Genomic DNA, 25,842 nt, shown 5'->3' with positions numbered 1-25,842 from the left:
ATCGCTAAGTTCCTTATTTTATGTTCACTTCCCATATCATGTGAGGTGCACCAGGACCCCAGTAATGGTCAAGAATCAATGAAGGTTCACCCAACTGTTTTTGCCAATAGGTCTGAGCACTGGGAAATCCCGCATCTAAGTAGAAGACGTGTTGCTTTCTCCCGAGGATTTCTCGCTTCATTTCTTCTAATAGAAATTGCCCGACTCCTTGACGCTGCATACGAGGAAGAACGTAGACGCTCCCGAGTTCGATGGCGCCACGCTTTATTTCCAAGTTACCTGATATAATATCGTTTGGAGGCAACAAGGCCCCTGCTCCAATAAGGTTTCCTTCGTGCTCAACCACATACAATTGGACATGATCGTCGTCAAAATGATCCTGGATAGTCGTATTTAGGCGCGCTACTTCTTCATCGAGCAAATCGGCGTCTTCAAAACGCTCTCGTCGAATCAAGTCACTCAAACTCTCCATAAATAAGCGTTGTAAGGATTTTACGTCTGATTGCTCGAGTGCGCGAAAGTTCAAGACGTCCACTTCCTTTTCTCTTTTTTTGTTTTTACTCTTTACCCTCGCGAATCCGATGCGTAACACTCGGGTACGAAGGAATGAATTCTTCAAGCGGCTCGTAATTCAATTTCCCGTATGTTTTCCATAACACTAAAATCGCTGCGGTCCATAACGTGATCATCAAATGAATTAAGCCGATGGGATACCCTTCTTCCGCTTCGAAGCCTACCATCACGAACATGACGTTGAACATTGTATGCATGAGAAATGCGGACCACAAATTGCGCGATGATCCATTGTATACCCAGCTAATCAGAATCGAATAGGCCATGACAGACAACCCATATGCCCAAAACGGCAAATTTGCCTGACCGGTACCAGCCATAAGAAAAAGCGGTGTATGCCAAATCGCCCAAATTCCTCCTAGCACTAAACTTGCCAATAATGGGGACAATCTCGACTGCAACGCATCAAGCAAATAACCTCGCCATCCGTATTCTTCTTGTAGCGTCCCACCGAGGAAGAGCATATATAAAAAGTAAGGAGCAATCCACCACGGTTCACGAGCGATTAACGCACCACTCCGGTCCGTCCACCAATACGCGACAAGGAATATGAATGGAATCAATCCGAACGGGATTGCGTACGTTTTCCAACTCATTCTCACTTGAATACTTTTTTGAAGAATATGCCTGACCCCTGCTACACCCCGAAGTCGATACATCGTCAATACACCGGCAAGACTCGGTCCAAACGCTCCAATAATGACGATTGCCATAATCGGTAAATCGGTCCACCAATAGAGACTCGCCCAGACAATCCATGAATAGCTGAACGAAATCAATAAAAAGTAAAGAATGTATTTGTTTTTATACATCGTCAGCACCCCTTCAGCAACTTAGTACCCGTTATTTGACGCAAAGAATAGCATTTCAATATTTTTATATGTAATTGACACGATTCCGCATATAATAAATTGAACGTACTACAAATAAACCCCACGAGGTATGGACACTATGGAAGAGATTAGCACACAGACCATGAGTCATAACGAATTTCTAATGACACTCGCCTTTATCATTGCTAGCGTATCTGCCTTAATGGCACTCGAATTAGCGAAACGGGTCACGGGAGGATTGACCTCATCCAACCGAATTTGGATTTTGTTTGGCGGCACTATATTAGGACTTGGAATCTGGTCCATGCATTTTGTCGCCATGCTTGGTCATGCTTCTTTGCATGAAAGTACTTACTCCGTCTGGCTTATTATCGTGTCCATGATGCCTGCGATTGTTGGATGTATTCTGTCATTCGGATTAATCGCGCGTAACACGACATGGATGACATTACTTCAGTCTTCTGGGTTGATGGGATTGGGCATTGTCAGTATGCATTATATCGGGACTGCAGCCATTCAAGGCGTTCAACTGACTTTCGACTATCTTTGGGTTCTCTTATCACTCGGCATCGCATGTGGAGCCTCGCTTCTTGCTTTATGGGTAGGTTTCTTTTCTTCCTACTCGACAACACGTGTCACCTTCTCCGTGAAGCTCATGTTCTCACTATTAATGGGAACAGCCATTTTTAGCATGCATGTCGTCGGTATGAAAGCCACGACGATTACACCAGACGGTTCCGTAATGAGTCGAATCCCAATCGATCCGACTTTACTCGCTTGGCTCGTCACGGGCATCGTATTCCTCTTGTTCGGAATGTACTTTATCGCCTATACGTTAGATCAACAAATTCAGAAACGTGACCTCTTTCAAGCGACCATATTAGAATCGACGACGGATGCCGTAGTGACGACGACAAACGATGGGGAAATCCAATATCAAAATCGAGCGTTCGTTCACTTATTCGAGGGACATCCGATAGAACCTTTTTTTCAAGACTATCATCCGTCGTTATCGGCTCAACAACCGTTCTACCAACCGATTCAGATTGAGACAAATGATCAAGTGTTAGAAGTAACATCGTATCCGCTCCAAGATGGTTCGAATCGCCAAATACTATGGTTCATCCGAGATGTGACGAAAACGGTCACTTCACAGCGCTTAGTCGAACATATGGCGTTCCATGATGCATTGACCGATTTGCCAAACCGTCATAAACTCGATTCACTTCTTCAAGAGAGCATCTCACAAGAGCGTTCTGTTGCCTGCTTGTATATCGATGTGAACCGCTGGCGTTTTTTAAGTGATATTCTTGGTCATCATAGAGCTGATGAATTAATCATCCAAGTCGCTGATCGTCTGCGACTTACGATTCATCCAGATGATCTGCTGACGCGAATTGGACCATCCGAGTTCATCATTTTATTATTCGCTCAACGCAGCTCGCTCGCTCATCAAAAAGCTGAAAAATGTATGAAAGCCATCTCCTCGACGTTTGATGTCGACGGGACGACAATTGAACTAACGATGAGTGCAGGAATTAGTCATTATCCAAAAGATACACATTCTCCGAATGAACTGATTCAGTTCGCTCGTCTAGCTGCGCACGAATCAAAACGGGACGGGAAGAATAAGATCAAGACGTTTGAAGAATCGTCACGTCCTCAAATTTTACGCAATATCGAGATTGAAAAAGCGCTCGTCACCGCATTAAGTAAAGATGAACTCACACTCGTCTATCAACCAAAAATTGATTTGAAGCGGAATCGATTAGAAGGTGTCGAAGCGTTACTTCGTTGGCATCATCCCCGCATCGGAAACATCGCACCTTCTGACTTTATCCCGATTGCCGAGAACACAGGGTTGATTCATTCAATCGGCAATTGGGTGATTCGGGAAGGCTGTCGTACTTGGGTGCGCTGGCAACGGAGTGGGATTGATCCATTCACGCTATCTCTCAACGTCTCACCGCTTCAATTTGCACGTGAAGATTTCGTTGATACCTTGCAATCCATTCTTTTAGAAACCGGGATGGACCCCATGTATCTAGAATTAGAAGTGACAGAGTCCTCGATGCTCTCTTACGAAGCCTCAACCCGTGAAAAATTGACACAGTTGCATCAACTAGGGATTCTCATTTCCCTTGACGATTTTGGTACGGGTTATTCTTCGTTCAGTCAACTTCGAGAACTTCCGGTGCAAGTACTTAAAATCGATCGGTCGTTCATCGTGAACTTGTTTACCGACCGTAATCAAGAGGCCATCGTTCGCTCGATGATTCAACTCGGTCACAATTTGGGCATGAAAGTTCTGATGGAAGGTGTCGAAACATCCGCACAATTGGAATGGCTTCTCAAAGAGTCATGCGATTTTGTTCAAGGGTATTATTTTAGTCGCCCGTTAGCCGAGACAGACGTTCCACTTCACGTAAAACAAACAACGACCTATCTCGAATTTGGGAAACACTAAAAAAAAGCCGGTGTTTTGGTTAAGACACGCGTTCTTTCTCTTCTTCCCGAATCAAATGATATTGGTCGAGAATCAATTGCGTCAATGTGTCTCCCTCATGGAGCTGCAAATATTTTTCGATCGTTGATGAGATCCCGTGCTCTTCAATCGACAAATTGAGTTCTGACGATTCCGAATCCTCGGGGTTGTGGTAATGGAGGGCCGCTGCAATCCCGTAAGCGAGTTCGTTCGGCTCGATCCCATTATCCATCAACTCACGGGCTGGTTTGACGAGACGGTCACTCGGTCCGAGTTTACGAATCGGCGAACGTGCCACCCGTGACACTTCATCCTTCAATTTCGGATTCTCAAAGCGCTTGATGATTTTTTGGATGTATTGGCTATGCTCTTTCGCCTCGAAACCATATTTCTCAAGCAATAACCAACCCGTTTCATACAATGCGCCTTGAACGACTTGACGCACACGACGATCTTGTAGCGCCTCATCAATCGTCGCCTTCCCGAATAACGAACCGATGTAAGAGGCGATGGCGTGCCCTGTATTCACTGTAAAGAGCTTCCGTTCAATGTACGGTCCGATTTCCTCGACCCATGTCACACCTTGAATCGATGGTTGCTCGTTCAGTCCTTGCGTCTCAATGACCCACTCATGGAACGTTTCGACTTCCACGTAAAGTGGGTCTTCATGCTGTTGAAGGGGAACGATACGGTCAACTGCCGCATTCGGGAAGAAGACGTTCGCCTCCCCGACACCGCCACGTGCCTCTACTTCTTGACGAAGAATGGCACTCCCACCAATCATGTTCTCACATGCGATGACATAGACCGGCGCGTCCTCAACTTCACGCGCACGGAGACCTTCACTGATCAATGGCGCTACTTTTGAAAGAAGTGAGGGTCCGACAGCCGTTGTCACGAGATCCGCTTCTGCAATCAAAGCCGCGACACGGGCTGGCTCTTTCAAACTGTTGACCCCGCGTACTCGGTCGACGACGATTCGATCGACACCGTCTTCCGCGAATCCGACCTCATAGTGACGTTTTGCTTCGAGTGCTTCGATGACCGTCTCGTTAATGTCGACGAACGTCACCTCATAACCACTTTGATTGAGCAACAATCCGATAAATCCGCGTCCGATGTTTCCTGCTCCAAAATGAACAGCTTTCATTTATGCCACCTCTTCCATGAAGAGCGCCAAGATTTCTTCTTTCGTCTTCGCCTGAACAAGACGCTCCACGTTTTCTTCGTCCGAGCAGAGAATCGCGATTTGCGAAAGGAGCTCTAAATGTTCATCATTCACGCCCGCAATCCCGATGACGAGTTTAGCCGTCTGTCCACCAAAGTCGACACCGTCCGGTACTTGCAGGAACGAGATTCCCGTCTTCTGAACCGCTGATTTCGCCGCTTCTGTACCATGTGGAATGGCTACGTGATTTCCGATATAGACGTTTGCGATCGCTTGACGTTCATGCATCGCTTCTACATACTCCGGCGTCACACAGCCGGCGTCTTGTAGGACTGCCCCAGCTGCTGTGATTGCTTCCTCTGTCGTTGCGAATGTTTGGTTAAGTCGAATCATCTCTGTTTGAATGAATGGCATTTTAATTTCCTCCTAATAGCTAAACCGTATCTCTATCTGTTCTGTGTTCAAGAAATTTTGCTGCGTTCTGCTTTAATTTCTTCTACCAATTGATCATAGTAATCGGCGTTCAAGAAGTTTGTGACCGAACGATGAATCGCATTCGGTGCTTGCACTTCTGCACGCTCTGTTAAGTCTTCATGCGTAATGACAAACTGCGCATCTTTCGGCAAGTTGCTGATTGACGTGTTCGTCACTTTGATTGGTAAGTTGGCTTTATTGACCTTGTTCCGGAGAACCGAGGCCCCCATCGCACTTGACCCCATTCCTGCATCACATGCGAAGATGATGTGATCGACTTTATCAAGGCGATCTGTCACGAGAGCGGATGCGTAAGACTGTTTGCCTTTCATCGCGCTCACGTTTTGTGTCGCTTCTTCGAGTGATACTTCCTCTGCTGCGCTCGATTTCAAGATGACACTCGCCACAGCAAATGTGACCGCTGCCGATAAGAAAATCCCTGCCACGAGTCCGAGGTATGAACCGCGTGATGCCATCGCGAGAATAGCGAAGATACTACCTGGTGAAGCTGGTGCGACGAGACCGACATCAAAGAGTACGAATGTGAAGATCCCTGTTGCCCCCCCTGCGATCATCGCAAGGATCAAAATTGGCTTCATTAACACGTATGGGAAGTAAATCTCATGAATCCCACCGAGGAAGTGAATGATTGCTGCACCAGGTGCTGTACGTTTCGCTGCACCTTTGGCGAAGAACATGTATGCGAGAAGTAATCCAAGACCTGGTCCTGGGTTCGCCTCAAGTAAGAAGAGAACTGACTTTCCAGCCTCAGCCACTTGATCGACACCGAGTGGACTTAAGATCCCGTGGTTAATGGCGTTGTTCAAGAAGAGAACTTTTGCTGGTTCAATGAACAAGCTCGCCACTGGAAGTAATTTCGCGCCGACGATCCAGTCAACACCTGCTGCCATCACTTTATCGAGGGCACTCATGATTGGACCGAAGATTTCGAATCCTCCAAGCATGAGAAGTCCACCGATAATCCCGACCGAGAAGTTGTTGACGAGCATTTCGAATCCTGCTTTGACTTTGCCTTCAAGGGCACGGTCGACTTGGCGGATGATGTAACCACCGAGTGGACCCATGATCATCGCTCCGAGGAACATCGGAATGTCTGTCCCGACGATGACCCCCATCGTGGCGAGCGCCCCGACGACACCGCCTCGTACGTCATGAAGTAATTTACCGCCCGTGAAACCGATGAGTAATGGTAAGAGATATGTGATTGTTGGACCAACGAGTTCTGCTAAGTTTTCGTTTGGCCACCATCCTGTCGGAATGAAGAGTGCTGTGATAATCCCCCAGGCAATGAAGGCACCGATGTTCGGCATGACCATCCCACTGAGGAAACTACCGAATCGTTGAACTTTGACTCGGACCCCGCCCGAGCTCGCTTGCGTATTCGCCATGTATAAAACCTCCAGTCTGTAAAATGTGAAAGGTTGAATGTGTAGTGTAGCTAACCGGTTTGTGCTCTACACCCATATTGTATGTCTAGAGTAAGCGCTTTCTCAATTCAATCCAGTTCACACTTTGGCAACATTTTGTGCCAAACAAAAAAATGACCATGGTTCGGTCATTTTTCGTACAACGTCTCATGAATCATTTTCTTCATGCATTCGTGCAACAATAAACGAAGGTCCTCTTTCGTCCCCGTGCTGTATAGACGCATATGTTCCTCACTCTCAATGAGCGACCCACTGATCGCACTTAAAAATTGAAGTTCGACATCGCGCGCATCTTCTGGTGCTAGGAGCACGAGAAGTCGCGTCACGGGTTCAGTCGATTGATCCATCATGAGGAGCGGGATTGACGTCGTTAAATCAAATGCAAACACACTCGCTTTCTCAATCGAAGTATGTCGTCCATGGAAGAGTGCCAGTTTTGTACCTGGGACACCAAGACCCGCAACTTCGTGACGCCGGAGCAATTGCGCGGATAACTGAATTCCGCTTTGCACAAGATTTCGTTCCTCAAGATGTGTTCCGATATCGACCAAGATATCCTCTAAACGGTCCGTATTGTTGAGTGTGACCAAATCAAACTGATCATCCATCCGCTCGAACGTCTCTACGAGTTCGCCAAGTTCGGCAAAATCGAGCATCGTCGATCTCGGCTTTGAAGTAACCGTTTGGAATGATTGCGGTAACGACAACAAGAGATGACGGACGCGCTGTACTTCCTCACTCGTCAACAACGGATTGACAATCAATGTCGGTACCGAGAGTGGTGGTAATGGCACCGTCGACAAGATGACATCATATTCCTCAAGTCGGTGTTGCTCTAATCCGAATAAAGACGAGTTGACGACGTCTTGCATCTCCGGGAACTCTTGACGTACCCGATTGACGAGCATTTTCGACGAACCGAGTCCGGCCGAGCAGACGACGAGTGCCCGATACTCACGACGCCGCACCGGTTTGACAAGTGCTGCCGCGAAGTGCATCGCCCAAAATACCGTCTCTTCCTCAGAGAAGGTATTCGTCCCAAAGACGATGTCGGCAGCCTGTTGAATGGCCGAACGGAGTCCCGGATAGTCGCGGTCGATATGAGGTTTCACCGTACTCGTTTCCGGCAAAGCCTGCGTGTTCATACTCGACAAGATGTGCGCGAGCAGTCCACGTTCGAGTGCCGTGTCATCCGTAAAGGTAAACCCGTAAATGAGCGAGACGTGATGAATTAGTTTATGCACCCGAATCTGCATGATCCACCGCTCTTCTTCATCTTCTTTCATTTGATCTTTAATCGAGCGAAGTCGATTCGCCTCCTCGGCAAACCAGACGCGTTCCGCCATCGAGTAAGTGATGCCAAGCGCTTCCTCCATGTCGGTCGCGACTTTCAAATAGTCCTCGGACCGACCTTTCGTATACATCTCTAAAAAGAATCCGGACGCTAGCCGTGCTTGTTGCACACCATAGGCGAACGTGACCCGCATGATGGTGCGGTCATCCATCCGCTCAAACGAGCGTGACTTCAAATAATCGTAACCGTCCCGAAGACCTTCCAGCATCTCTTCGCATGGTACGGTCTTCAAAAAGGCCGGAATGTAGTCATCCTCGCCACGAACGAAGCGGTAAAAGGCAAGTGTATCCCAGTGGGCAAGTAGCGCGTTGATCAGTAATTTTCGTTTCTCCGACTCATAGCCAAGCACTCTGGCGCCGACACCTTTTTTCCGTTCGACTTCTAAATGATATTCTTCGAACCATCGATCCAACTTCTCCAAGTCTTGTGTCAACGTACTCGGAGACACGTGCATCTGTTTGGCGACGCGCCACGCCAGCTCAAATAAGCGGTCCTCGCTCGTCGGGATCGCTTCTGCGGATAAGATGAGGTCTTCTCGTAACTGTTGCTTCGCAGACGGTTTGCCGACAAGGCTTAGTCCATGCCCGCGTTGCCAAGCGAGCTCGAGCTCGAACTCTTTTAAGATGCCTTCAAGTAATTGTCGTTCTCGTTGAATCGTACGCTCAGACAAATTCACCGCCTGCGCGATTTCGGCGAGCGGTGTCGATGTCTCAGTTGCTAATAAGTGTAGTAAAATCGACCGTTCTCTCGCGGTCCACTCATGTCTCATGCTCATCCATCCATTCTTCGACAAGTAGTCGGTATTCCTCGAGCGACAGGAGTTGTCGGACTGACCGGACACGTGCGGTTGGATGGGTGACCGGGGTCGCCCCTTCCTGATAGAGAATCAAATCCACCTCATTCGGGATGTTTTGAATCGTTCCGTGCGTAATCGTACAAAGCAAGCGCCCCTCGCTTGCCTGTGCGAACAACTTCGCCGCCATCGCACTTGTCACAAACCCGCTATGGCAAGCAATGTATACGTTCATGTCAGCCCTTCTTTCGTCGCTTATCTTTATCTAATCATAAGTTGGAACCGCTTACTTCTCCTACTATTTTGCTTGTTGGCAAAGATATCGGCAAGCAGTAAAAAGCACCTCTCCTGAAGAAAGGTGCCTTACACTATGTTCAGTTTATTCGACCGTCACCGATTTCGCCAAGTTCCGTGGCTTGTCGACGTCACAACCACGGGCGAGTGCCGCGTAATATGCCATCAACTGAACCGGCAATACGTTGATGAGCGGTGCCAAGAGTGGCTCGACGTGCGGCAAGATGAAGTCATCATTCTCATGTTCGACGCCTTGCATGGAAATGATACAGGCGTTCGCGCCACGGGCAACGACCTCTTTGACGTTTCCACGAATGTTCAAGTTCGTCTTCGGTTGCGAGATGAGCGCGATAACCGGTGTCCCGTCCTCAATCAAGGCGATCGACCCGTGCTTCAGTTCCCCACCTGGGTATCCTTCCGCTTGGATATACGAAATCTCTTTTACTTTGAGCGCTCCTTCGAGACAGACAGAAGCGTCAAGCCCACGACCGATGAAGAACGTGTTCGGTGTCGTTTTCAAATAACGTTCCGCGAGGTCTTCGAACAACTCTTTTTGCGCCATGATGGAGTCCATAATGGTCGCAACACGTGCAAGCTCCGGCATCAGGTCGAAAGGTAATTCTTTCCCTGTCGCACGAGCGATGTCATACGCGAGAATCGCGAGGACGGCAATCTGTGCCGTGTACGCTTTCGTCGACGCGACGGCGATTTCCGGTCCGGCGTGGAGGAGCATCGTCTCGTTCGCTTCGCGTGAGAGCGTTGAACCCGGTACATTCGTCATGGTGAGCGCTTTATATCCGCGTTTCTTCACTTCGACGAGGACGGCACGGCTGTCCGCCGTCTCACCGGATTGTGATAAGAAGACGAACAACGGACGTTCACTTAAGAGCGGCATATTGTAGCCAAATTCAGAAGAAACGTGCACTTCTGTCGGAATGCCGGCGATGCGTTCTAAAATGTCTTTCCCGACGAGTCCGGCGTTATAGCTTGTCCCACACGCGACGATATAGACGCGATCCGCTTCCGAAACGAGCTCGCGCACGCCTTCCGTGAGTTCGATGTCGCCGTTTTCGTTCTGGTAGTGCTGGATGATGTTGCGGATGACGGCCGGCTGCTCGTCCATCTCCTTCAACATGTAGTGCGCGTACGTGCCCTTCTCGATGTCTGACGCGTCGATCTCGGCCGTGTACGGTGCACGCTCAAGCACTTCGCCGTCGAGCGTCTTGATTGTCGCCGACTCACGCGTGAGGATGACGATCTCGCCGTCGTGGAGCTCGAGGTACTGGTCCGTCACCTGGAGCATCGCCATCGCATCCGATGCGACGACGTTGAACGTGCCGTCACCGAGTCCGACGAGGAGCGGTGACTTGTTCTTCCCGATATAGAGGCGCTCTTTGTCCTCTGAGTCAATCATCGCGATCGCGTATGAACCGTGGAGGTCCGAGAGCGTCTTGCGGAACGCCGCCTCGACTTCGCCGAGCTCGACGAAGTGTTTCTCCATGAGCTGGACGATGACTTCCGTGTCCGTCTCTGAAAGGAACGGGACGTCAAGCGTCTTCTTGATGATTTCATCGTTCTCGATCACGCCGTTGTGCACGAGCGTGAAGCGTCCTGTCGTACTTTGGTGCGGGTGGGCGTTCGGTACGCTTGGTACCCCGTGTGTCGCCCAACGTGTGTGGCCGATTCCAATCGTGCCGTCTACTTCTGCTGGGATGATTTCGCGTAGCGCAGCGATGCGACCGACTTCTTTGTGAACGTTGACATTTTCATGCATCAACGCAAGACCTGCCGAGTCATAACCACGGTACTCGAGTTTTTCAAGACCTTTGAGAAGGACTTCCTTCGCTCCGGTATTCCCAATCATTCCTACAATTCCACACATAAACAAATCTCCTCTATTCTTCGATTTCTCGAAAAAGGAAACGGGCTTTTTAGAGTAATGTCATCAAGTCTCGCTTTGTCCGTCCGGTCACCCGAACGCTTTAACGAGACCCTCTCAGTCGTGACACGCGACTGGAAGGCATCCGCCGAAATCTCGATCACCTTCGTCCTCGTCAACTCCGTAGAGTTCTGGCGCTTCTGTTTCATATCCAACCGTTTCTCCAGATACGCTTTCATGCTATCGAGTATAAAAAGAATTGGATAGAGCAATCTGAAAAATTGTCGCCGAATACTTTTTTACCGTTCATGTAAAAGTCACCACTTTCACTAAAAAGCCATCACTCCTTCAGGTTTTCGACTAGGGAGAGAACGGGCATGATACAAGTAACGAGTAAAGAAATGAGGGGAAACACATGGGCGGCATCTTCCTGTTGATTGGCATACTGTTATCTGTCTTATCCAGGTGGCTAGAATTTGAAGGGAATAGCACGTTAGGGGATGTCATGTTGTTTCCTGCGATTTTCTTTATGGCCATGGCATTCTTCTGCAGTTTTCCTTACTTTAAAGAATGGTGGGACGACCGCTCCACCCGCAAAAAGGCACTGCTATTTGTGATTTTTGCCGCAGTTGGCATCCTGTGTCTGCAAGCCGCTTTTTGGTTTGTCGTCTGGCGAGATCAATGGCTCGGGCTTCTTCTCCTTCTTCCCTTTGCGGCATGTGTGGGGTTCATCGCTCGGTTGTTCAAATAAAAAAGGAGGCGCCGCAGCACATCCTCCTTGTTAATTCACGATGAAGTCAACCATCACACCGTAATGATCACTCGGTATAACGTCCGTACTCGTTCGTATGTCTCCAAATACATCGACATGCTGAACCTCAACGTCTTTCCACTCGGAACGGATCAAAATCCAATCGTATCGTTCAGGTTGCTCGATATTAGAGGATTGTAGGTACGGGTTGTGCTTTACGTCTAACGTCGCCCGTGGCTCTTCCTCAACAAACGTCGTAACGTCTAACCACCTTGCATCCGATAAATCTTGATAGATGGCAGATTGAGGATGATCATTGAAGTCTCCACATAACACTTCGACCGACTTCCGGCGTCCTTTACTTAACCAGTCTTGAACCGCTCTCACCTGACGTTCTCGAATCGAAGAAGAGCGCCAGTTCAGATGCATGTTGGTGATGCCCCATTCCTGACTTCCCCGCTCGAGCGTCACTCGGGTCGCACAAAAGTTTGACTCTTCCACATCCTCTTCCCAAATCGCTTCAACTGAAGAAAAAGGGACTTTACTCAAAAAAGCGAGTCCTTCGTTCGGTGAGTCGGGGTAAGCATGAAAGACACAGTATGGATAACCCGTTGCTTCCGCAATGTCATGAGCCACACTACCCTCTTCGTAAGAACGGACTTCTTGCAGTGCAATCAAATCCGCGTCGATTCGTTTTACTTCTTGGCAAATCGCATCGATTCGTTTTTGCCATAGCGTGTCATGGTTCCAAATGTTATACGTCGCAATCCTCACTTCATATTCCTACTTTCTCGAGTGAGTCACGCGCTCCCCCATTTTTGTTCTTCTTTTAACTCTCGTTCCGTGACATAGTTCTCGTCGAGACGAACCATATATCGCTCATACCATTTATGTCCGATGACGGATATGACACCTTCAGTCACCATCAACCCAATAAAGTAAGGTGTCTCAATTTGTTTCGTTACCCATCCGAACATAAGGATGAGCAAAATCGGGAACGTCAAAAAATTAAAAATCGACATCAAGTGTATGTGACGTTTGGCGTCTCGATTCGTTAAATACTTCAATTGAATCGTTTCTTTCTTCCAAGACTTTTTAATCGCAAATAATCCTGCAAATTGACCAATCAAAAGAACAGTTCCTGCTGACACCCATCCTTTTTCCGTCGCCACAAACAACGATATACAGACCATCCACGACAGAAAAGTGAAGACTCTATTCTTTTCAGTTTCCACTGTGACAAGCTCTCTCATCTGATCACGTTTGTTCACGACGTTGCTCCTTCTCGTATTCTCGAACTTCACGAATTTCTTTTAAATCTTGATCCGTCAAATAGTTCTCATCATAAGACTGAATGACGCGATCGAACCGTTTCGCCAAGTATTCAATCCCGAAAAACGTCAGCTGGGAAAGGAGGAACATGCGGAACGATTGTGTGCCTGTCGTTTCACTCGTAAAGTAAAAGAGTCCATAAATCCCGATACCGGTCAAAGCGAGCGTGTGTGCCATCATTTTGATTGATAAGAGGTTACGTGCCATTTGATTCTTCACAAAGCGCAGCCACATCCGATATTGAATAAAAATACCCGTCAAGATTGCGGCGAGCACGGCATACAATGTGCCTGTAACAACGCCGTCAGAGAGTGTCCAATACGAGGCGTAAATCAAAAAACTGACGACAAGCCCGATTCCGATGATGCCTACACCCCATTTCGTCAAACGGTCTACTTTTAAAATCGTATCGATTTGCGACTTTACTTTTGGTGATAGTTCCATACGTCCTCTCTCCTTTCCAACACGTCTTCATACGTCGGTAGCCTAGACTGATGTCCAAGAATTCGCTCTTTCCACTTCTTCTCTCGATACGATTTCGTCAACCCCCAAAGGGCGACGATCCCGCCAATCAGGATGAAGGCATCTTCGTTTACATACATCGGGATGAAGAGCGCAAATAAAGAAACGGCATCAATCCAACAGTCAATGAGTCGATAGCGTAGCACGCGAGCGACCGCTCGATGTTCGGCAAAATGGCGAATGACTCGATATTCCATGTATCCTTTATAAGCCATACCCATGGCTACGACCAACATGACCGGGATGACCCACATCGCCTGTGTCCGCAACATCACGATGAACGAAATCAAGAAAATGACGAGTACGGGCCAACCAAAGAACCGCTCGAACTGTTTGGCATGCGTTACTGTAAGTTCAAATGGACGATTCATGCGAGACCCTCCCTTCAATCACTTCTTCATACGTCGGAAGCCCTGGTTCAATATATTGGAGTTGATTTGTGAACCACTTCTGCCGAAGCGGACTAAGTACTCCCCATATCCCGAAAAAGAGACCAATCATGAGACCAACATCTTCTGTGGTCAGCAGGGTCACCATGAGTGTCGTCAATAAAATCGCATCCACCCATTCGAATACGTATTGAATAATGAGAATTCGATGCGCCTTTGGATGCTTGGTCATTCGCCACATGATGCGCATCTCTTGATAGCCCATTACGACGATGATCACGGAGACCGACCCCATGATGGGATTGAGCCACATTTTCTCTAACAAGAGGGCGACAATGACGGCTGTGACATATAGAATCATGACGGGTACGGCATAACCTCGCATCCGTTGCATCCACTTTACGTCTTGCTCCACTTATATCGCCTCCTTGTTAAAGTTGATACACTCTACATCTTGTCGTTTTGTCTGCGTCTCCACGTTCCATGTCCATAACATCGCGCCTGCGATGAACACCGTGACACATATATACGCCACGTTTGATGTGAACAATAATTGATGATTCAATGCGAGAAAGAAGGCAACACTGTTGATCCCGTCCCGAGCAAGTTGACGACGATATAACCCTTTCAATTCTGGTTGAAATGACAGGCGCATCCGATAACGCCTCACATATAAGATGTTCAACGGAATGAGTGTACAGGCGATATACAACACGCCCCATGTAAGGTCATCCGTCCATAAACTGATGGGAAACATGAGTACCACCAATGTTCCAAATATGCCGAAGATCCATTGGTCGAATAAACGTTTCCATGCCTTCTCTTGCGTTATCCGTTCATTCATCATTTTTGTCGCTCCTGATCCAACTGCTTTAATAATGGAACCTGTTCATTTAATTTCTTTTGAAACGTTCGTGACACCTGATCGCTCACCACTCCCCATACGAGAAAACCTATCGCTAACGCCAAACTGTCAAATTGAAAGATGAGAAGAGCTGAAATGAGTGAGATAAGCACACCTGAACTGATCAAATCATAAAGTAGGTTCCCTATCAGTAATCGCATCAGATTTTGATTATCCATATGCTTACGACGTATTCGATACTTTTTCACATCTAATCCAATCATGGCGATTAAGATCAAAACAAACGGAACGGTCAGCCAGACATAACGTCCGAAGAACGATAGGATAATTGCAAGTATAATAAACGCCAGCAATGTATAACCGACCTGAAGATGTGACTTCCGCCATGTTGTCTCTTCTATATACCAATGTGTCTCAGTCAAATCGAGCACCTCCTTTCTCTAACATGCATTTTTCTTATATACGCATTCTATGCCATCATTGTTTCACATTTTCCGAATATTCCCGCAATGAATCGTTCGACTTTTTTCAACAATTGACGAATGAGACGTATCCGCTTACAAAGGTTATCTGCTATACTGTTAGCAAATTCATTCCCACAAATTTTTTTGAAAGGTGTAGAACTGTATGTCTCCGAAGTACAAGCAAGTTGCGAGCCAGATTGAATCAGACATTGTCAATCACGTCTACCAACATACGAATAAATTATTGACCGAAGATGAGTACGCTAATAAATATGGTGTCAGTCGCAATACGGTCCGAAAAGCGATCGAAATCCTCGTCAACAAAGGATACGTCTATCAAGTTCAAGGGAGCGGCGTCTTCGTCCGTGACCATTACAATAGCGATTACATCAATTTAGAAAAGCTCCAAGGTTTAACAAGTGACTTCAGCGGTCGAAAAGTCGAGACACGCGTCTTACATTTCGAACAGACGGTGGCGAACGATGAGGTCGCCGAACGTATGAAGTGCCCAATCGGGACACCTGTCTACTTCGTGAAACGTCTACGTCTCGTTGATGATCATCCGTTCTCTGTAGAGGATTCATACTTCCGAAAAGAGCTCGTCATCTACTTAGATGAGAACATCGTCCAAAAGTCGATCTACACATATTTACGAAGTGACCAAAAACTTGCCATCGGATTCGCTGACCGAGTCATTTACGCAGACTTTTTAGATTCTGAGTCCGCCGATCTGCTCGACCTGAACGAGAATGACCCAGCCTTGATTGTCGACAACACCGTCTATTTGACGAACGGACAAATCTTCGACGTCTCTCGTTCCATCCATCATTTTAAACATGTCAAAATGCTCAAAGTCTCGAACATCAAGTCCTAAACGCGCCCGAGAGATGCTTTTCTCGCGCGCATTTTTTATGCACTTTTTCGAAAAGTAAGGGTTTACACGAAAACGCTTTCGTGCTACTATCAACGTGTAGAAAATATTTGTACCTATGAATTTTAGTTATCCATACAAAAAGGAGAGATATTATGGTTTCTGAAACAATCGAGATCTCACCGGAAGATATTTTCGGTCTCATCGCCCTCTCGGGTGACGCCAAAGCGAGCTACCATCAAGCGATGCTCCTCATGCAAGAAGGAAAGAAAGAAGAAGCCGAAGCAGCAGTCGTTGCTGGTGACGCGACATTAAAAGAAGCACATGCGATTCAAACGAAATTCGTCACGCTCGAAGCACAAGGCAAATCGGCAACGGTCGGTGTCCTCATGGTGCACGCGCAAGATCACTTGATGAACACAATTCTCGTCAAAGAAATGCTTGGATATATGATGAACATGCAAAACGAAATCAACGAATTGAAAGGAATGGATCAAAAATGATTAAAATCGGACTCTTCTGTGCGGCAGGTATGTCAACAAGTATGTTAGTAGAAAAAATGAAAGCGGTTGCCTCTGAGCGCGGCATCGAAGCTGAAATCGCAGCTTACCCAGAATCAGAGATGGAAACATACGTTAACAACATCGACGTCGCTCTTCTCGGACCACAAGTGAAGTACCTTCTTTCAAAAGGGAAGCAAATCTGCGAACCAAAAGGTGTTCCAATCGACGTCATCAACACAGTCGACTACGGAATGATGAACGGTGCGAAAGTATTAGACCACTCATTAAAACTTGTAAATAAATAAACTGAGGTGACTACTTTGAAAATGCCTAAAGATTTCTTGTTCGGCGCCGCTTCGGCCTCTTATCAGGTCGAAGGCGCATGGAACGAGGACGGGAAAGGTCTCTCGAACTGGGACGTCTTCTCGAAAATTCCTGGTAAGACATTTGAAAACACAAACGGCGACGTCGCAGTCGACCATTACCACCGTTATAAAGAAGACATCGCGCTCATGGCGGAGATGGGACTCGAATCGTATCGCTTCTCGATCTCATGGCCACGCGTCTTCCCGAACGGTACGGGTGAAGTGAACGAAAAAGGACTTGAGTTCTACAACAACTTGATCGACGAATGTTTGAAACACGACATCGTCCCATTCGTCACACTCTACCATTGGGACCTTCCACAAGCACTTGAAGAAAAAGGTGGCTGGAAGAACAAAGAGACGGTTGACGCATTCGTCCGTTTCGCGGATACTTGCTTCCAATCGTTCGGTGACCGTGTTAACCACTGGATCACATTCAACGAAGCGGTCATCTTCTGCTCACTTGGATACTTAACAGGCGCACACCCGCCAGGCATCGAAGGCGACGTCAAAGGTTATTTCCAAACGACGCATAACGTCTTCGTCGCTCACGCCCGTGCCGTCGAGCTCTTCAAACAAAACGGTCACACTGGCGAAATCGGGATCACGCACGTGTTCAACCCGGCGTTCAGTATCGATGACGCAGAAGAGAACAAGTTTGCCGAAATGCATGCGAACGCTTATGCGACACATTGGTTCTACGACCCGATCTTAAAAGGTGAATATCCAGAGTACGTCGTGAACGGTCTGAACGAACAAGGTCTTCTCCCTGAAATGACAGAGGAAGAACTCGACGTCTTGAAACGTACCGCTCCGATGAACGACTTTATCGGTCTCAACTACTACAGCCCGCAGCGCGTCATGAAAAATGACTCAGCGCTCGTCATGGCTGGTGGACGTGAGAACTCGACAGGTCGCCCCGGTAACCCATCGTTCGATGGCGTCTATAAGACAGTCAAGATGGACGACAAAGTGTACACGAAATGGGATTGGGAAATCTCACCGGAAGCGTTCCTCGATGGGATGCACATGTTAAAAGATCGTTACGGCGACGTCAAAATCTATATCACAGAGAACGGTCTCGGTGATGTCGACCCGATCGTCGACGGTGAAATCATGGACACGCCACGAATCGAGTACATCGAAGGTCACCTTCGTGCAGTCAAACATGCTGTTCAACAAGGCATCAACGTTGCCGGTTACTACGCTTGGTCTGCAATTGACCTTCTCAGTTGGTTGAACGGTTATAAGAAACAATACGGCTTCATCTACGTCGACCACAACAACGGTCTCGCACGGAAGAAGAAACAGTCGTTCCACTGGTATAAAGAGATCATCGCCACGCGCGCTGAAGACCTATAAGGAGGTTCCCCTATGAGCCGCTTAGAAAGAGTATTTGAAAAGTTCACCCCTGCTTTTGTTCGCTTCGCGAACGCCAAGCCCGTCCTTGCGATTAAGGACGGGTTCATCCTCACGATGCCGATGACCATCATCGGGTCGCTGTTCCTTCTCATCCTGGCGTTACCGATTCCAGGTTGGGCTGACTTCATGTCAGGTCTATTCGGGGCAGACTGGTCACTCCCGCTCACGCAAGTCGTCGGTGCGACGTTTGTTACTCATACGTCAAGAACGAAAAGATCGAAGGGGTACCGGCTGGTATTCTCGGGATTATCTCGTTCCTCATCATCACACAAGCTTCTGTCTTGTCTGAATCTGGGGAATTCGTCGGTGGCGTCATTCCAAAAGTATGGACAGGTGGACAAGGTGTCCTCGCTGCCATCATCGTCGGATTGACAGTTGGATTTATCTACTCGCAGTTCATCAAACGCGGGATCAGCATTAAAATGCCGGACGGTGTACCGCCAGGCGTATCGAACTCATTCTCTGCACTTGTTCCTGGTTTGGCAATCATCTCACTCGCCGTTGCGACGTTTGCGATTTTCCAAGCGGTTGCAGAGCGTACGTTCACAGAAGTCATCTATGATGTGCTTCAAGCACCACTTCAAAACTTGACAGACACACTCGCTGGAGCCGTTATCATCATGGTGCTCATGTCTGTCATGTGGTGGTGTGGGATTCACGGTGCTGCAATCCTTATGGGAATCATGGGACCACTTCTCACAGCGAACGCGCTTCAAAACCAAGCGATCCTCGATGCTGGTGGTACGCTTGTCGCTGGTGAGAACGCAAAAATCGTTACAATCCAGTTCCTTGATGTGTTCACGAAACTCGGTGGATCAGGGATCACAATCGGTTTCATCATCGCGACACTGATTGTCGCACGTTCGGCACACTTGAAGCAGCTTGGTAAGTTATCACTTGCGCCAAGTATCTTCAACATCAATGAGCCGGTCATCTTCGGGATGCCAATCGTCTTCAACCCGATCATGTTCGTCCCATTCGTTATCGTGCCGGCCATCGCTTCATTCATGGTTTACTTTGCCATCCTTTGGGGTTGGGTCGAGCCGTTCAACGCCCTTCAAGTACCATGGACGACACCTCCAGTCATCTCTGGATTCTTGATCGGTGGATGGCGTGCTGCCCTCTTACAGATTGCAACGATTGCTATGGCCGTTGCAGTTTACCTTCCATTCGTTCGCATTCAAGACCGCGTCTCGTACGGTGAAGAATTGAAAGCACAAGAAGAGGCAGACAAAGCGTCAGCCTGAAACAAAAACGACAGCCCTTCTCAGCAATGAGGAGGGCTGTTATCATGTAGGAAAAGATTGGAAAGTTGGGTCAGGATGAAAAGAAATGTTACCGTCATGTTTACGTTATTGGTCTCTTCCTCATTTGCAGCAGGTCTCGCCTTTCAGTCCGTCATTCCTTATATCATAGGTACCTTATTCATTCTCGTGGCTGGGTATCAGGCAGGAAAGCAAACCGAGTCGAACAAAGCCTGAGTTCACTACAATGAACTCAGGCTTTTTCTTAGGCATCTCTACAAATATTAGAAGATGCATATGCTATAGTTTGAGTGAATCTAACGAAGGAAGTGATCAGCATGAAGGCACTCGTCTTCCATCAGTTCGGTGGTCCTGATGTTTTAACATATAAAGAAGTCCCGACACCGATGCCACAAGTCGATGAAGTATTGGTACGCACGAAAGCCATCGGATTGAACTATGCCGATGTGTATCGCCGGAAAGGCAACTATCATCTCGTCGGAGAACCTCCATACATTCTCGGATATGAAGGAGCCGGTGTGATCGAAGCGGTCGGGGCGAACGTCACCTCGCTTCAAGTCGGGGATCGCATCGCCTTTGCCGATGTACCGCACGCCAACGCAGAATTTGTTGCCGTCCCGCTCGACAAGGCGATTCCTCTTCCAGATGCCATTTCATTCGAAACAGCCGCATCGACCATGCTTCAAGGATTGACGGCCCATTACCTCGTCCACGACAGCTATCGGATTCAAGCCGATGATGTCGCAGTCGTACATGCAGCCGCTGGCGGTGTCGGTCAATTGTTGACACAAATGATTCAGCGTCTCGGCGGGCAGGTCATCGGTCTCACGTCGACAGATGAAAAAGTGGCGACCATCCAAACACATGGTGCCCGTGCCTATCGCTATGACGAAGCATGGGTCGAAGAGATTCGTAATGCCACGGACGGTCGCGGTGCCGATGTCGTTTATGATTCGGTCGGTGCGACATTAGAAAACAGCTTTGAAGCGACTCGCATCGGTGGGACGGTCGTCTTCTACGGCATGGCCGGCGGCGATCCAAAACCGGTCGATCCGCGTATGCTCATGGACACATCGAAGACATTGACGGGTGGCGACTTATGGAACGTCCTCACCTCAAAGGAGGAACGCATTCGTCGGTCGCACGAATTGTTCAGTTGGATCGAGGACGGTTCACTCATCATTCCATCACCGACAACGTTCGCCTTGTCAGATGGTGCATCGGCCCATGCCTTGTTAGAAAGTCGGAAGAGCCAAGGCAAAATCCTCTTGATCCCATAAACAAACGCCAGCCCGTTTTCGGTGCTGGCGTTTTTACATGTCTTCTTTCCGGAGTGAGTATCCGTCCACTTCAAGCAGTCGCATCCGTTTCTGGTCGACCGCCGCATGGATAATCACAGTCACCCCGGGATTCAGTTCCATCATCTTCTTGATTTTTAGTAAGTCGTCTCCTTTAATCTCAACCGGCAACACGAACTCCCCTTCTCTCAAATGAACGAACTTGATCTTCCCTTGGTCGTCATAGCCTGTTACTTCGTATGTCGAAAATTCTCGTTTCATGAATATCCCTCCCCTCTTACAGTTCCCGTAACAGATAAAATACACACAAAAAATCCATCCCCGTAGCGGCAGGGATGGATGCATGTTACGCCTCAACGCTATCCGCGTGTTTGGCTTTATGGTCGGCGATGACACCAGCATACCACTTCGCGCTATCTTTCCAGATACGCTCTTGTGTCTCAAAGTCGATATAGAGGATTCCGAAGCGCTTCTCGTATCCGAAGCTCCATTCGAAGTTATCCATGAGCGACCAGAGGTAGTAGCCTTGAATGTTCATGCCTTCATCGTTCAAGTCAGAAACGGCTTCGAGGTGCTGGCGGACGTAGTCGATCCGGTTATCGTCATGGACTTCGCCATTTTCCAGCACGTCGTCAAATGCGGCGCCGTTCTCTGTGATGTAGATGGGAAGGTCAGTATACTCGGCGCGTAAACGACGGATCAGGTCTTTGAATTCGTTCGGGGCGATATCCCAGCCCATGCCCGTCTTCTCATAGTCCGAGTAAGCGTCTGCCTTCAAGAAATCATTTGCTGCGTTGAACTCGACAATGCCACGGCTGTAGAAGTTAATGCCGAAGAAATCGCAAGCTGTCGAGATCGTCTCCATATCACCCGATTGGATGAAATCGAAGTTATGCACATATTTAGAGAACAAGTTCATCATGTCGACCGGATACTGGCCTTTGAAGACCGGATCGAGGAACCAACGATTCGAATACCCGTCGGCATTGTTCATCGCAAGGCGGTCATTCGCCGAATCCGTCTTCGCGTACATCGGTGACAAGTTGAGCGTGATGCCGATCGGGGTCGTGGATGTCATCTCTCGCTTCAACAATTCGACCGCTTTTCCGTGCGACAACAAGATGTGGTGCACGGCGCGTACCGCTTCGTTCATGTCACGATGACCCGGTGCGTGAACACCGACATGGTAGCCGAGGAAGCCGGCACACCAAGGCTCATTGTGGGTGATCCAAGAGTCGACGATGTCATCAAGCTCTTCAAAACAGACTTTCGCATAATCGAGGAACCAGTCAACCGATTCACGGTTGACCCAGCCACCTTCTTCATGAGCCCACATCGGAAGGTCCCAGTGGTAAATCGTGACGGCTGGTTTGATTCCTTCTTCACGGAGACGCAGCGCCAAGTTTTTGTAGAACGCCATACCTTCTGGGTTATACTCTCCCTTGGCAGGGAAGATTCGTGGCCACGCGATGGAGAATCGATACGTGTCGACACCTAGCTTTTTGATGTGCTGGATGTCTTCTTCGTAACGATGGTAGTGGTCACATGCGACATCGCCGTTATGCTTTTCAAACACGCGCCCGTCGATGTCACAGAACATATCCCAGATGGAAGGGGTACGTCCCCCTTCATTGTGTGCGCCTTCAATTTGGTATGAGGACGTGGCTGTCCCGAATACGAAGTCTTTCTTAAAATGCATAGTGTTTTCCTCTTTTCTCTATATTTATTCTTTGACAGCACCTGCCGAAATACTGCTGACGATGTACTTCGAGAGGAACAAGAAGGCAATCATGATCGGTACGACCGAGATCGCGATTCCTAGGTAAAGCGCGCCAAGGTTTTCTGCGACTTGTGATCCTTTCAAGAAGCCCATCAAGACAGGCAACGTGTATTTCTCAGGAGAGAATAAGAGGACAAGTGGCATCAAGTAGTTGTTCCACGAGCCGATGAACGTGAAGATCGACATCGTCGCAATCGCTGGCATCATCATTGGGAGCGCGATTGTATGGAAAATACGTAACTCGCTCGCACCGTCAATCCGTGCCGCTTCAATCAAACTGATGTGAAGTGTCGCTTGCGTGTACTGGCGGATGAAGAAGACCGTGAACGGTGTTGCAATCGCAGGGACGATCAACGGGATGAACGTATCGAGAATGCCAAGCGTTTTTGAAATCTCGTAGAATCCGATGAGTCCAAGTTGTGCCGGAACCATCATCATGACGAGCATGAAGATGAACATCGCATTCTTCCCTTTGAAGTTGTAGAACGTGAATCCATAAGCTGTAAGGGCTGAGAAGTAGCCCGAAAGTACCGTTACCGATACCGAGATAATCAAGCTGTTTTTAAAACCGGTCCAGATGTTGATGTACTCGCTCAGGGTAGCGTAGTTATCGAGCAACGCATTACCAGGGATCAAGGTGAAGCCAGATATGACTTCTCCATTCGTCCGCGTCGCGTTGATGATCATCATCAAGAACGGGATGAAGCAGATAATCGCAAGAATAACCAAACTTGCATAGATCAAGCCTCGCACAACACGATGCTTCGACTTTTGTTTTTGAGGTGGCGCCACTTTGAGTGGACGGTCTTCTTTACGTTTTGGCTGCGCTTCGCTATCCGGAAGCATTCGCCGTGTTTCTGCATTTTGTTCCATCGCTTACGCCCCCTTCTTCTGTGTTGCGCGTTCGTTGCGGAACATACCTTTGAAGACGATCGCCGAGAAGATGAGCGTAATCAAGAATAAGCCGTAAGCGACCGCAGATGCGTAGCCGTAGTTGTTGTACTTGAAGGCTTGGTTATACAAGTAAAGCACCATCGTGTTCAACGAACCGTCTGGTGAACCGATTCCATCTGTAATCAACATCGGAAGGTCGAACAATTGAAGTCCACCAATGAGCGATGTAATCATGATGTAGAGAAGAATTGGTTTTAAGAGCGGCAACGTCACTTTCGTAAACATCTGCCAACGGTTCGCACCGTCGATGTGAGCGGCTTCAAAGTAATCTGTCGAGATTCCTGAGACACCGGCCATCACGATGATGAAGGAGTGACCGAACCACATCCATGTCAAGATGAGTGAAACGGATAGTTGAGCCGTCACGGGTTCTGCCAACCAGTCGATCGGATTTGAAATCAAACCGATTTTCATCAACACCATGTTGAGTGAACCATGCTGCCAGTCGAGCAAGATACCGAACAAAAGCGCGACCGAGCTGATTGTGATCAAGTTTGGAAGATAGAAGAATGAACGGAAAAAGTTTAATCCTTTTAGCTTCAAACGGAGATCTGAGAATAAGAGCGCTAATAAAAGTGCCATTCCCATCTGCAAGGCGAAGTTGACTCCCCAAATCTTGATGGTGTTGAAAAACGCTTCGATGAAGTATGTGTCCGTCAACAACCGTGTATAGTTCGCAAATCCGACAATCTCTTCTCCTGGGCTACCGGTGTAGTTCGTGAAGCTATAGTAAAGCGTCAAGAAAACCGGATAAATGCTGAACGTCAAGAAAACAACCCAGAACGGGGCGATGAACAGATAGCCGTAACGATCTAATTTTTTCACGTGTATTTCTCCTTCCATAAGAACCGAGGGAGGAAATTCCTCCCTCGTGTTGGTCATCGTCAATCTACTACGATGTCTGGGTAAGCGTTTTTAACTTGTTTCTTGAACTCTTTGATTGCATCTTCTTTCGACTTCTTACCTTCTACGTAAGATGTAACTGCCGCTCCGTAAAGCGTGTCGAGCTGTTGGTCGTATTTCGTAACGATCCCTGGTTTGATCGATTCTGCTTCGCCGAGGAAGAACTCGTAGTTGTTCTGTCCGCCGAGGAACTCGTCGCTGAAGTCCGTTTTGATTTTTTCTGTAACTGGGTTGAAGGCAAGTACGTCGCCTGTCTCTTTCGCCCATTCAGTCAAGAACTCTTCATCTTGTGTCATGAGTTTGATGAATTCGTAAGCCTCTTCTTTATGTTTAGAGTCTTTGTAGATCCCGACCCATGTACCGCCCCAGAAGTATGGGCTCGGTCCGCTTGTAACAGCCCAGTCACCAGCAGTCTCTTTCGCGTTCTCTTTCAAGACAGCGTGGAGACCCCAAGTTGGAAGTACGTAAGAGAAGACTTCTGTTTCCGTTTCTTTGCCGCCTTCTTTCACTTTGATCGGCTTATCCATTCCTTCGAACCAAGATGGTGACCATTCTGGTGCGAGAGCAGTCAAGTTATTTTCACGAAGCTCTTTCGCGTAGTCGAAGTAGTTTTCTTTTCCTTCAGTCAACACAAGTTCATTGTCTTCGTTTACCCATGCTTGTGGGTCATCGCCTTGTGCGAACCAACGGATTGAACCTTCGTCTGGGAAGAGTTTGTAGCCTTTATCTTTAAGCTTTTCACCGACTTCGAAGAGTCCGTCCATCGAGCTCATCATTTCGCCGACTTCGGCCGGGTCATCAGTACCGAGTGCTTCTTTAGCGATGCTACGTTTGTAGTAGATCCCACCTGGAGTTGT

29 protein-coding genes are annotated in these 25,842 nt (G+C 48.0%); 9 read left to right on the top strand and 20 right to left on the bottom strand.

Annotation, left to right across the window (positions count from 1 at the left end; genetic code table 11):
* Positions 1-13: 13 nt before the first annotated feature.
* Together ON063_RS06145 and ON063_RS06140 are read right to left on the bottom strand one after the other, a co-directional pair.
* Entirely contained in the window at positions 14-526 is a 513-nt protein-coding gene (locus ON063_RS06145) for a GNAT family N-acetyltransferase (RefSeq protein WP_274664550.1), read from the bottom strand.
* A gap of 31 nt (positions 527-557) precedes the next feature.
* A complete protein-coding gene (locus ON063_RS06140) occupies positions 558-1,385 on the bottom strand; it encodes a CPBP family intramembrane glutamic endopeptidase (RefSeq protein ID WP_274664549.1) in 828 nt (275 codons plus the stop codon).
* Positions 1,386-1,524: 139 nt separating this feature from the next.
* Between ON063_RS06140 and ON063_RS06135 the strand changes: the two genes are divergently transcribed.
* Positions 1,525-3,873: a bifunctional diguanylate cyclase/phosphodiesterase gene (locus ON063_RS06135; protein ID WP_274664548.1), complete on the top strand. Its 2,349-nt coding sequence runs from the start codon at positions 1,525-1,527 to the stop codon at positions 3,871-3,873.
* 19 nt (positions 3,874-3,892) lie between these two features.
* Here ON063_RS06135 and ON063_RS06130 read toward each other — a convergent pair whose 3' ends face one another.
* The 6 genes from ON063_RS06130 to glmS form a co-directional block, all read right to left on the bottom strand.
* Entirely contained in the window at positions 3,893-5,041 is a 1,149-nt protein-coding gene (locus tag ON063_RS06130; protein ID WP_274664547.1) for a mannitol-1-phosphate 5-dehydrogenase, read from the bottom strand.
* The gene (locus tag ON063_RS06125; RefSeq protein ID WP_214748595.1) at positions 5,042-5,473 is read right to left on the bottom strand and encodes a PTS sugar transporter subunit IIA; all 432 of its coding nucleotides are present in this window, start codon (positions 5,471-5,473) and stop codon (positions 5,042-5,044) included.
* 47 nt (positions 5,474-5,520) lie between these two features.
* A complete protein-coding gene (locus tag ON063_RS06120) occupies positions 5,521-6,942 on the bottom strand; it encodes a PTS mannitol transporter subunit IICB (RefSeq protein WP_274664546.1) in 1,422 nt (473 codons plus the stop codon).
* Between the two features lie 167 nt (positions 6,943-7,109).
* A complete protein-coding gene (locus ON063_RS06115) occupies positions 7,110-9,104 on the bottom strand; it encodes a BglG family transcription antiterminator (RefSeq protein ID WP_274664545.1) in 1,995 nt (664 codons plus the stop codon).
* Positions 9,094-9,363 (bottom strand): hypothetical protein, encoded by a 270-nt coding sequence (locus ON063_RS06110; RefSeq protein ID WP_031424638.1) that lies wholly within the window; start codon positions 9,361-9,363, stop codon positions 9,094-9,096. Before ON063_RS06110 ends, ON063_RS06115 begins: the two co-directional genes overlap by 11 nt.
* A 144-nt stretch (positions 9,364-9,507) precedes the next feature.
* Positions 9,508-11,304 carry a glutamine--fructose-6-phosphate transaminase (isomerizing) gene (glmS, locus tag ON063_RS06105; RefSeq protein WP_274664544.1) on the bottom strand — a complete coding sequence of 599 codons (1,797 nt, stop codon included), beginning with the start codon at positions 11,302-11,304 and terminating at the stop codon, positions 9,508-9,510.
* A 412-nt stretch (positions 11,305-11,716) separates the two neighbouring features.
* Here glmS and ON063_RS06100 point away from each other — a divergent pair, with 412 nt between their 5' ends.
* Positions 11,717-12,052, top strand: a complete 336-nt coding sequence (locus ON063_RS06100) for a hypothetical protein (protein WP_274664543.1) — start codon at positions 11,717-11,719, stop codon at positions 12,050-12,052.
* A 30-nt stretch (positions 12,053-12,082) separates the two neighbouring features.
* Here the strand turns inward: ON063_RS06100 and ON063_RS06095 are convergent, their stop codons facing one another.
* From ON063_RS06095 to ON063_RS06065, 7 genes are read right to left on the bottom strand one after another with little or no spacing between them, the layout of a single operon-like run.
* A complete protein-coding gene (locus ON063_RS06095) occupies positions 12,083-12,826 on the bottom strand; it encodes an endonuclease/exonuclease/phosphatase family protein (protein WP_274664542.1) in 744 nt (247 codons plus the stop codon).
* A gap of 26 nt (positions 12,827-12,852) precedes the next feature.
* Positions 12,853-13,323 (bottom strand): hypothetical protein, encoded by a 471-nt coding sequence (locus ON063_RS06090; RefSeq protein ID WP_274664541.1) that lies wholly within the window; start codon positions 13,321-13,323, stop codon positions 12,853-12,855.
* Positions 13,310-13,828 (bottom strand): hypothetical protein, encoded by a 519-nt coding sequence (locus ON063_RS06085; protein WP_274664540.1) that lies wholly within the window; start codon positions 13,826-13,828, stop codon positions 13,310-13,312. Before ON063_RS06085 ends, ON063_RS06090 begins: the two co-directional genes overlap by 14 nt.
* The gene (locus tag ON063_RS06080; RefSeq protein ID WP_274664539.1) at positions 13,807-14,277 is read right to left on the bottom strand and encodes a hypothetical protein; all 471 of its coding nucleotides are present in this window, start codon (positions 14,275-14,277) and stop codon (positions 13,807-13,809) included. The genes ON063_RS06085 and ON063_RS06080 overlap by 22 nt, the downstream gene beginning before the upstream one ends.
* A complete protein-coding gene (locus ON063_RS06075) occupies positions 14,261-14,710 on the bottom strand; it encodes a hypothetical protein (protein ID WP_274664538.1) in 450 nt (149 codons plus the stop codon). Before ON063_RS06075 ends, ON063_RS06080 begins: the two co-directional genes overlap by 17 nt.
* Positions 14,711-15,139, bottom strand: coding sequence for a hypothetical protein (locus tag ON063_RS06070; protein WP_274664537.1), 429 nt, complete (start codon positions 15,137-15,139; stop codon positions 14,711-14,713). It abuts the gene before it with no gap.
* Complete coding sequence (locus tag ON063_RS06065) at positions 15,139-15,582, bottom strand: hypothetical protein (RefSeq protein WP_274664536.1); 444 nt, start codon at positions 15,580-15,582, stop codon at positions 15,139-15,141. The genes ON063_RS06070 and ON063_RS06065 overlap by 1 nt, the downstream gene beginning before the upstream one ends.
* A gap of 205 nt (positions 15,583-15,787) precedes the next feature.
* Between ON063_RS06065 and ON063_RS06060 the strand changes: the two genes are divergently transcribed.
* The 7 genes from ON063_RS06060 (at position 15,788) to ON063_RS06030 (ending at position 21,330) form a co-directional block, all read left to right on the top strand.
* Positions 15,788-16,498, top strand: a complete 711-nt coding sequence (locus ON063_RS06060; protein WP_214696897.1) for a GntR family transcriptional regulator — start codon at positions 15,788-15,790, stop codon at positions 16,496-16,498.
* A 152-nt stretch (positions 16,499-16,650) separates the two neighbouring features.
* Entirely contained in the window at positions 16,651-16,998 is a 348-nt protein-coding gene (locus tag ON063_RS06055) for a PTS lactose/cellobiose transporter subunit IIA (protein ID WP_214696899.1), read from the top strand.
* Complete coding sequence (locus ON063_RS06050; RefSeq protein WP_224863627.1) at positions 16,995-17,303, top strand: PTS sugar transporter subunit IIB; 309 nt, start codon at positions 16,995-16,997, stop codon at positions 17,301-17,303. Before ON063_RS06055 ends, ON063_RS06050 begins: the two co-directional genes overlap by 4 nt.
* Before the next feature lie 15 nt (positions 17,304-17,318).
* Positions 17,319-18,725 (top strand): GH1 family beta-glucosidase, encoded by a 1,407-nt coding sequence (locus ON063_RS06045; protein WP_214696901.1) that lies wholly within the window; start codon positions 17,319-17,321, stop codon positions 18,723-18,725.
* Positions 18,726-18,922: 197 nt separating this feature from the next.
* Complete coding sequence (locus tag ON063_RS06040; RefSeq protein ID WP_342455031.1) at positions 18,923-20,032, top strand: PTS sugar transporter subunit IIC; 1,110 nt, start codon at positions 18,923-18,925, stop codon at positions 20,030-20,032.
* Between the two features lie 96 nt (positions 20,033-20,128).
* Positions 20,129-20,266, top strand: a complete 138-nt coding sequence (locus ON063_RS06035; protein WP_274664535.1) for a hypothetical protein — start codon at positions 20,129-20,131, stop codon at positions 20,264-20,266.
* A 101-nt stretch (positions 20,267-20,367) separates the two neighbouring features.
* Positions 20,368-21,330, top strand: coding sequence for a quinone oxidoreductase family protein (locus ON063_RS06030; RefSeq protein ID WP_274664534.1), 963 nt, complete (start codon positions 20,368-20,370; stop codon positions 21,328-21,330).
* Positions 21,331-21,363: 33 nt separating this feature from the next.
* Here the strand turns inward: ON063_RS06030 and ON063_RS06025 are convergent, their stop codons facing one another.
* The 5 genes from ON063_RS06025 to ON063_RS06005 form a co-directional block, all read right to left on the bottom strand.
* A complete protein-coding gene (locus tag ON063_RS06025; protein WP_274664533.1) occupies positions 21,364-21,609 on the bottom strand; it encodes a hypothetical protein in 246 nt (81 codons plus the stop codon).
* Positions 21,610-21,694: 85 nt separating this feature from the next.
* Positions 21,695-23,047, bottom strand: coding sequence for a GH1 family beta-glucosidase (locus ON063_RS06020; RefSeq protein ID WP_271306114.1), 1,353 nt, complete (start codon positions 23,045-23,047; stop codon positions 21,695-21,697).
* A 24-nt stretch (positions 23,048-23,071) separates the two neighbouring features.
* Positions 23,072-24,001: a carbohydrate ABC transporter permease gene (locus tag ON063_RS06015; protein WP_214748642.1), complete on the bottom strand. Its 930-nt coding sequence runs from the start codon at positions 23,999-24,001 to the stop codon at positions 23,072-23,074.
* A gap of 3 nt (positions 24,002-24,004) precedes the next feature.
* Positions 24,005-24,907: a carbohydrate ABC transporter permease gene (locus ON063_RS06010; protein WP_214696921.1), complete on the bottom strand. Its 903-nt coding sequence runs from the start codon at positions 24,905-24,907 to the stop codon at positions 24,005-24,007.
* 59 nt (positions 24,908-24,966) lie between these two features.
* Positions 24,967-25,842 (bottom strand): ABC transporter substrate-binding protein (locus ON063_RS06005; RefSeq protein WP_274664532.1); only part of this gene is annotated, 876 nt, incomplete at its 5' end.

This window comes from Exiguobacterium sp. B2(2022) (genome assembly GCF_028823655.1).
Taxonomy (GTDB): domain Bacteria; phylum Bacillota; class Bacilli; order Exiguobacteriales; family Exiguobacteriaceae; genus Exiguobacterium; species Exiguobacterium aestuarii_A.
Note: the sequence above shows the minus strand (reverse complement) of the source record. Positions and strands in the feature narration are given on the sequence as shown.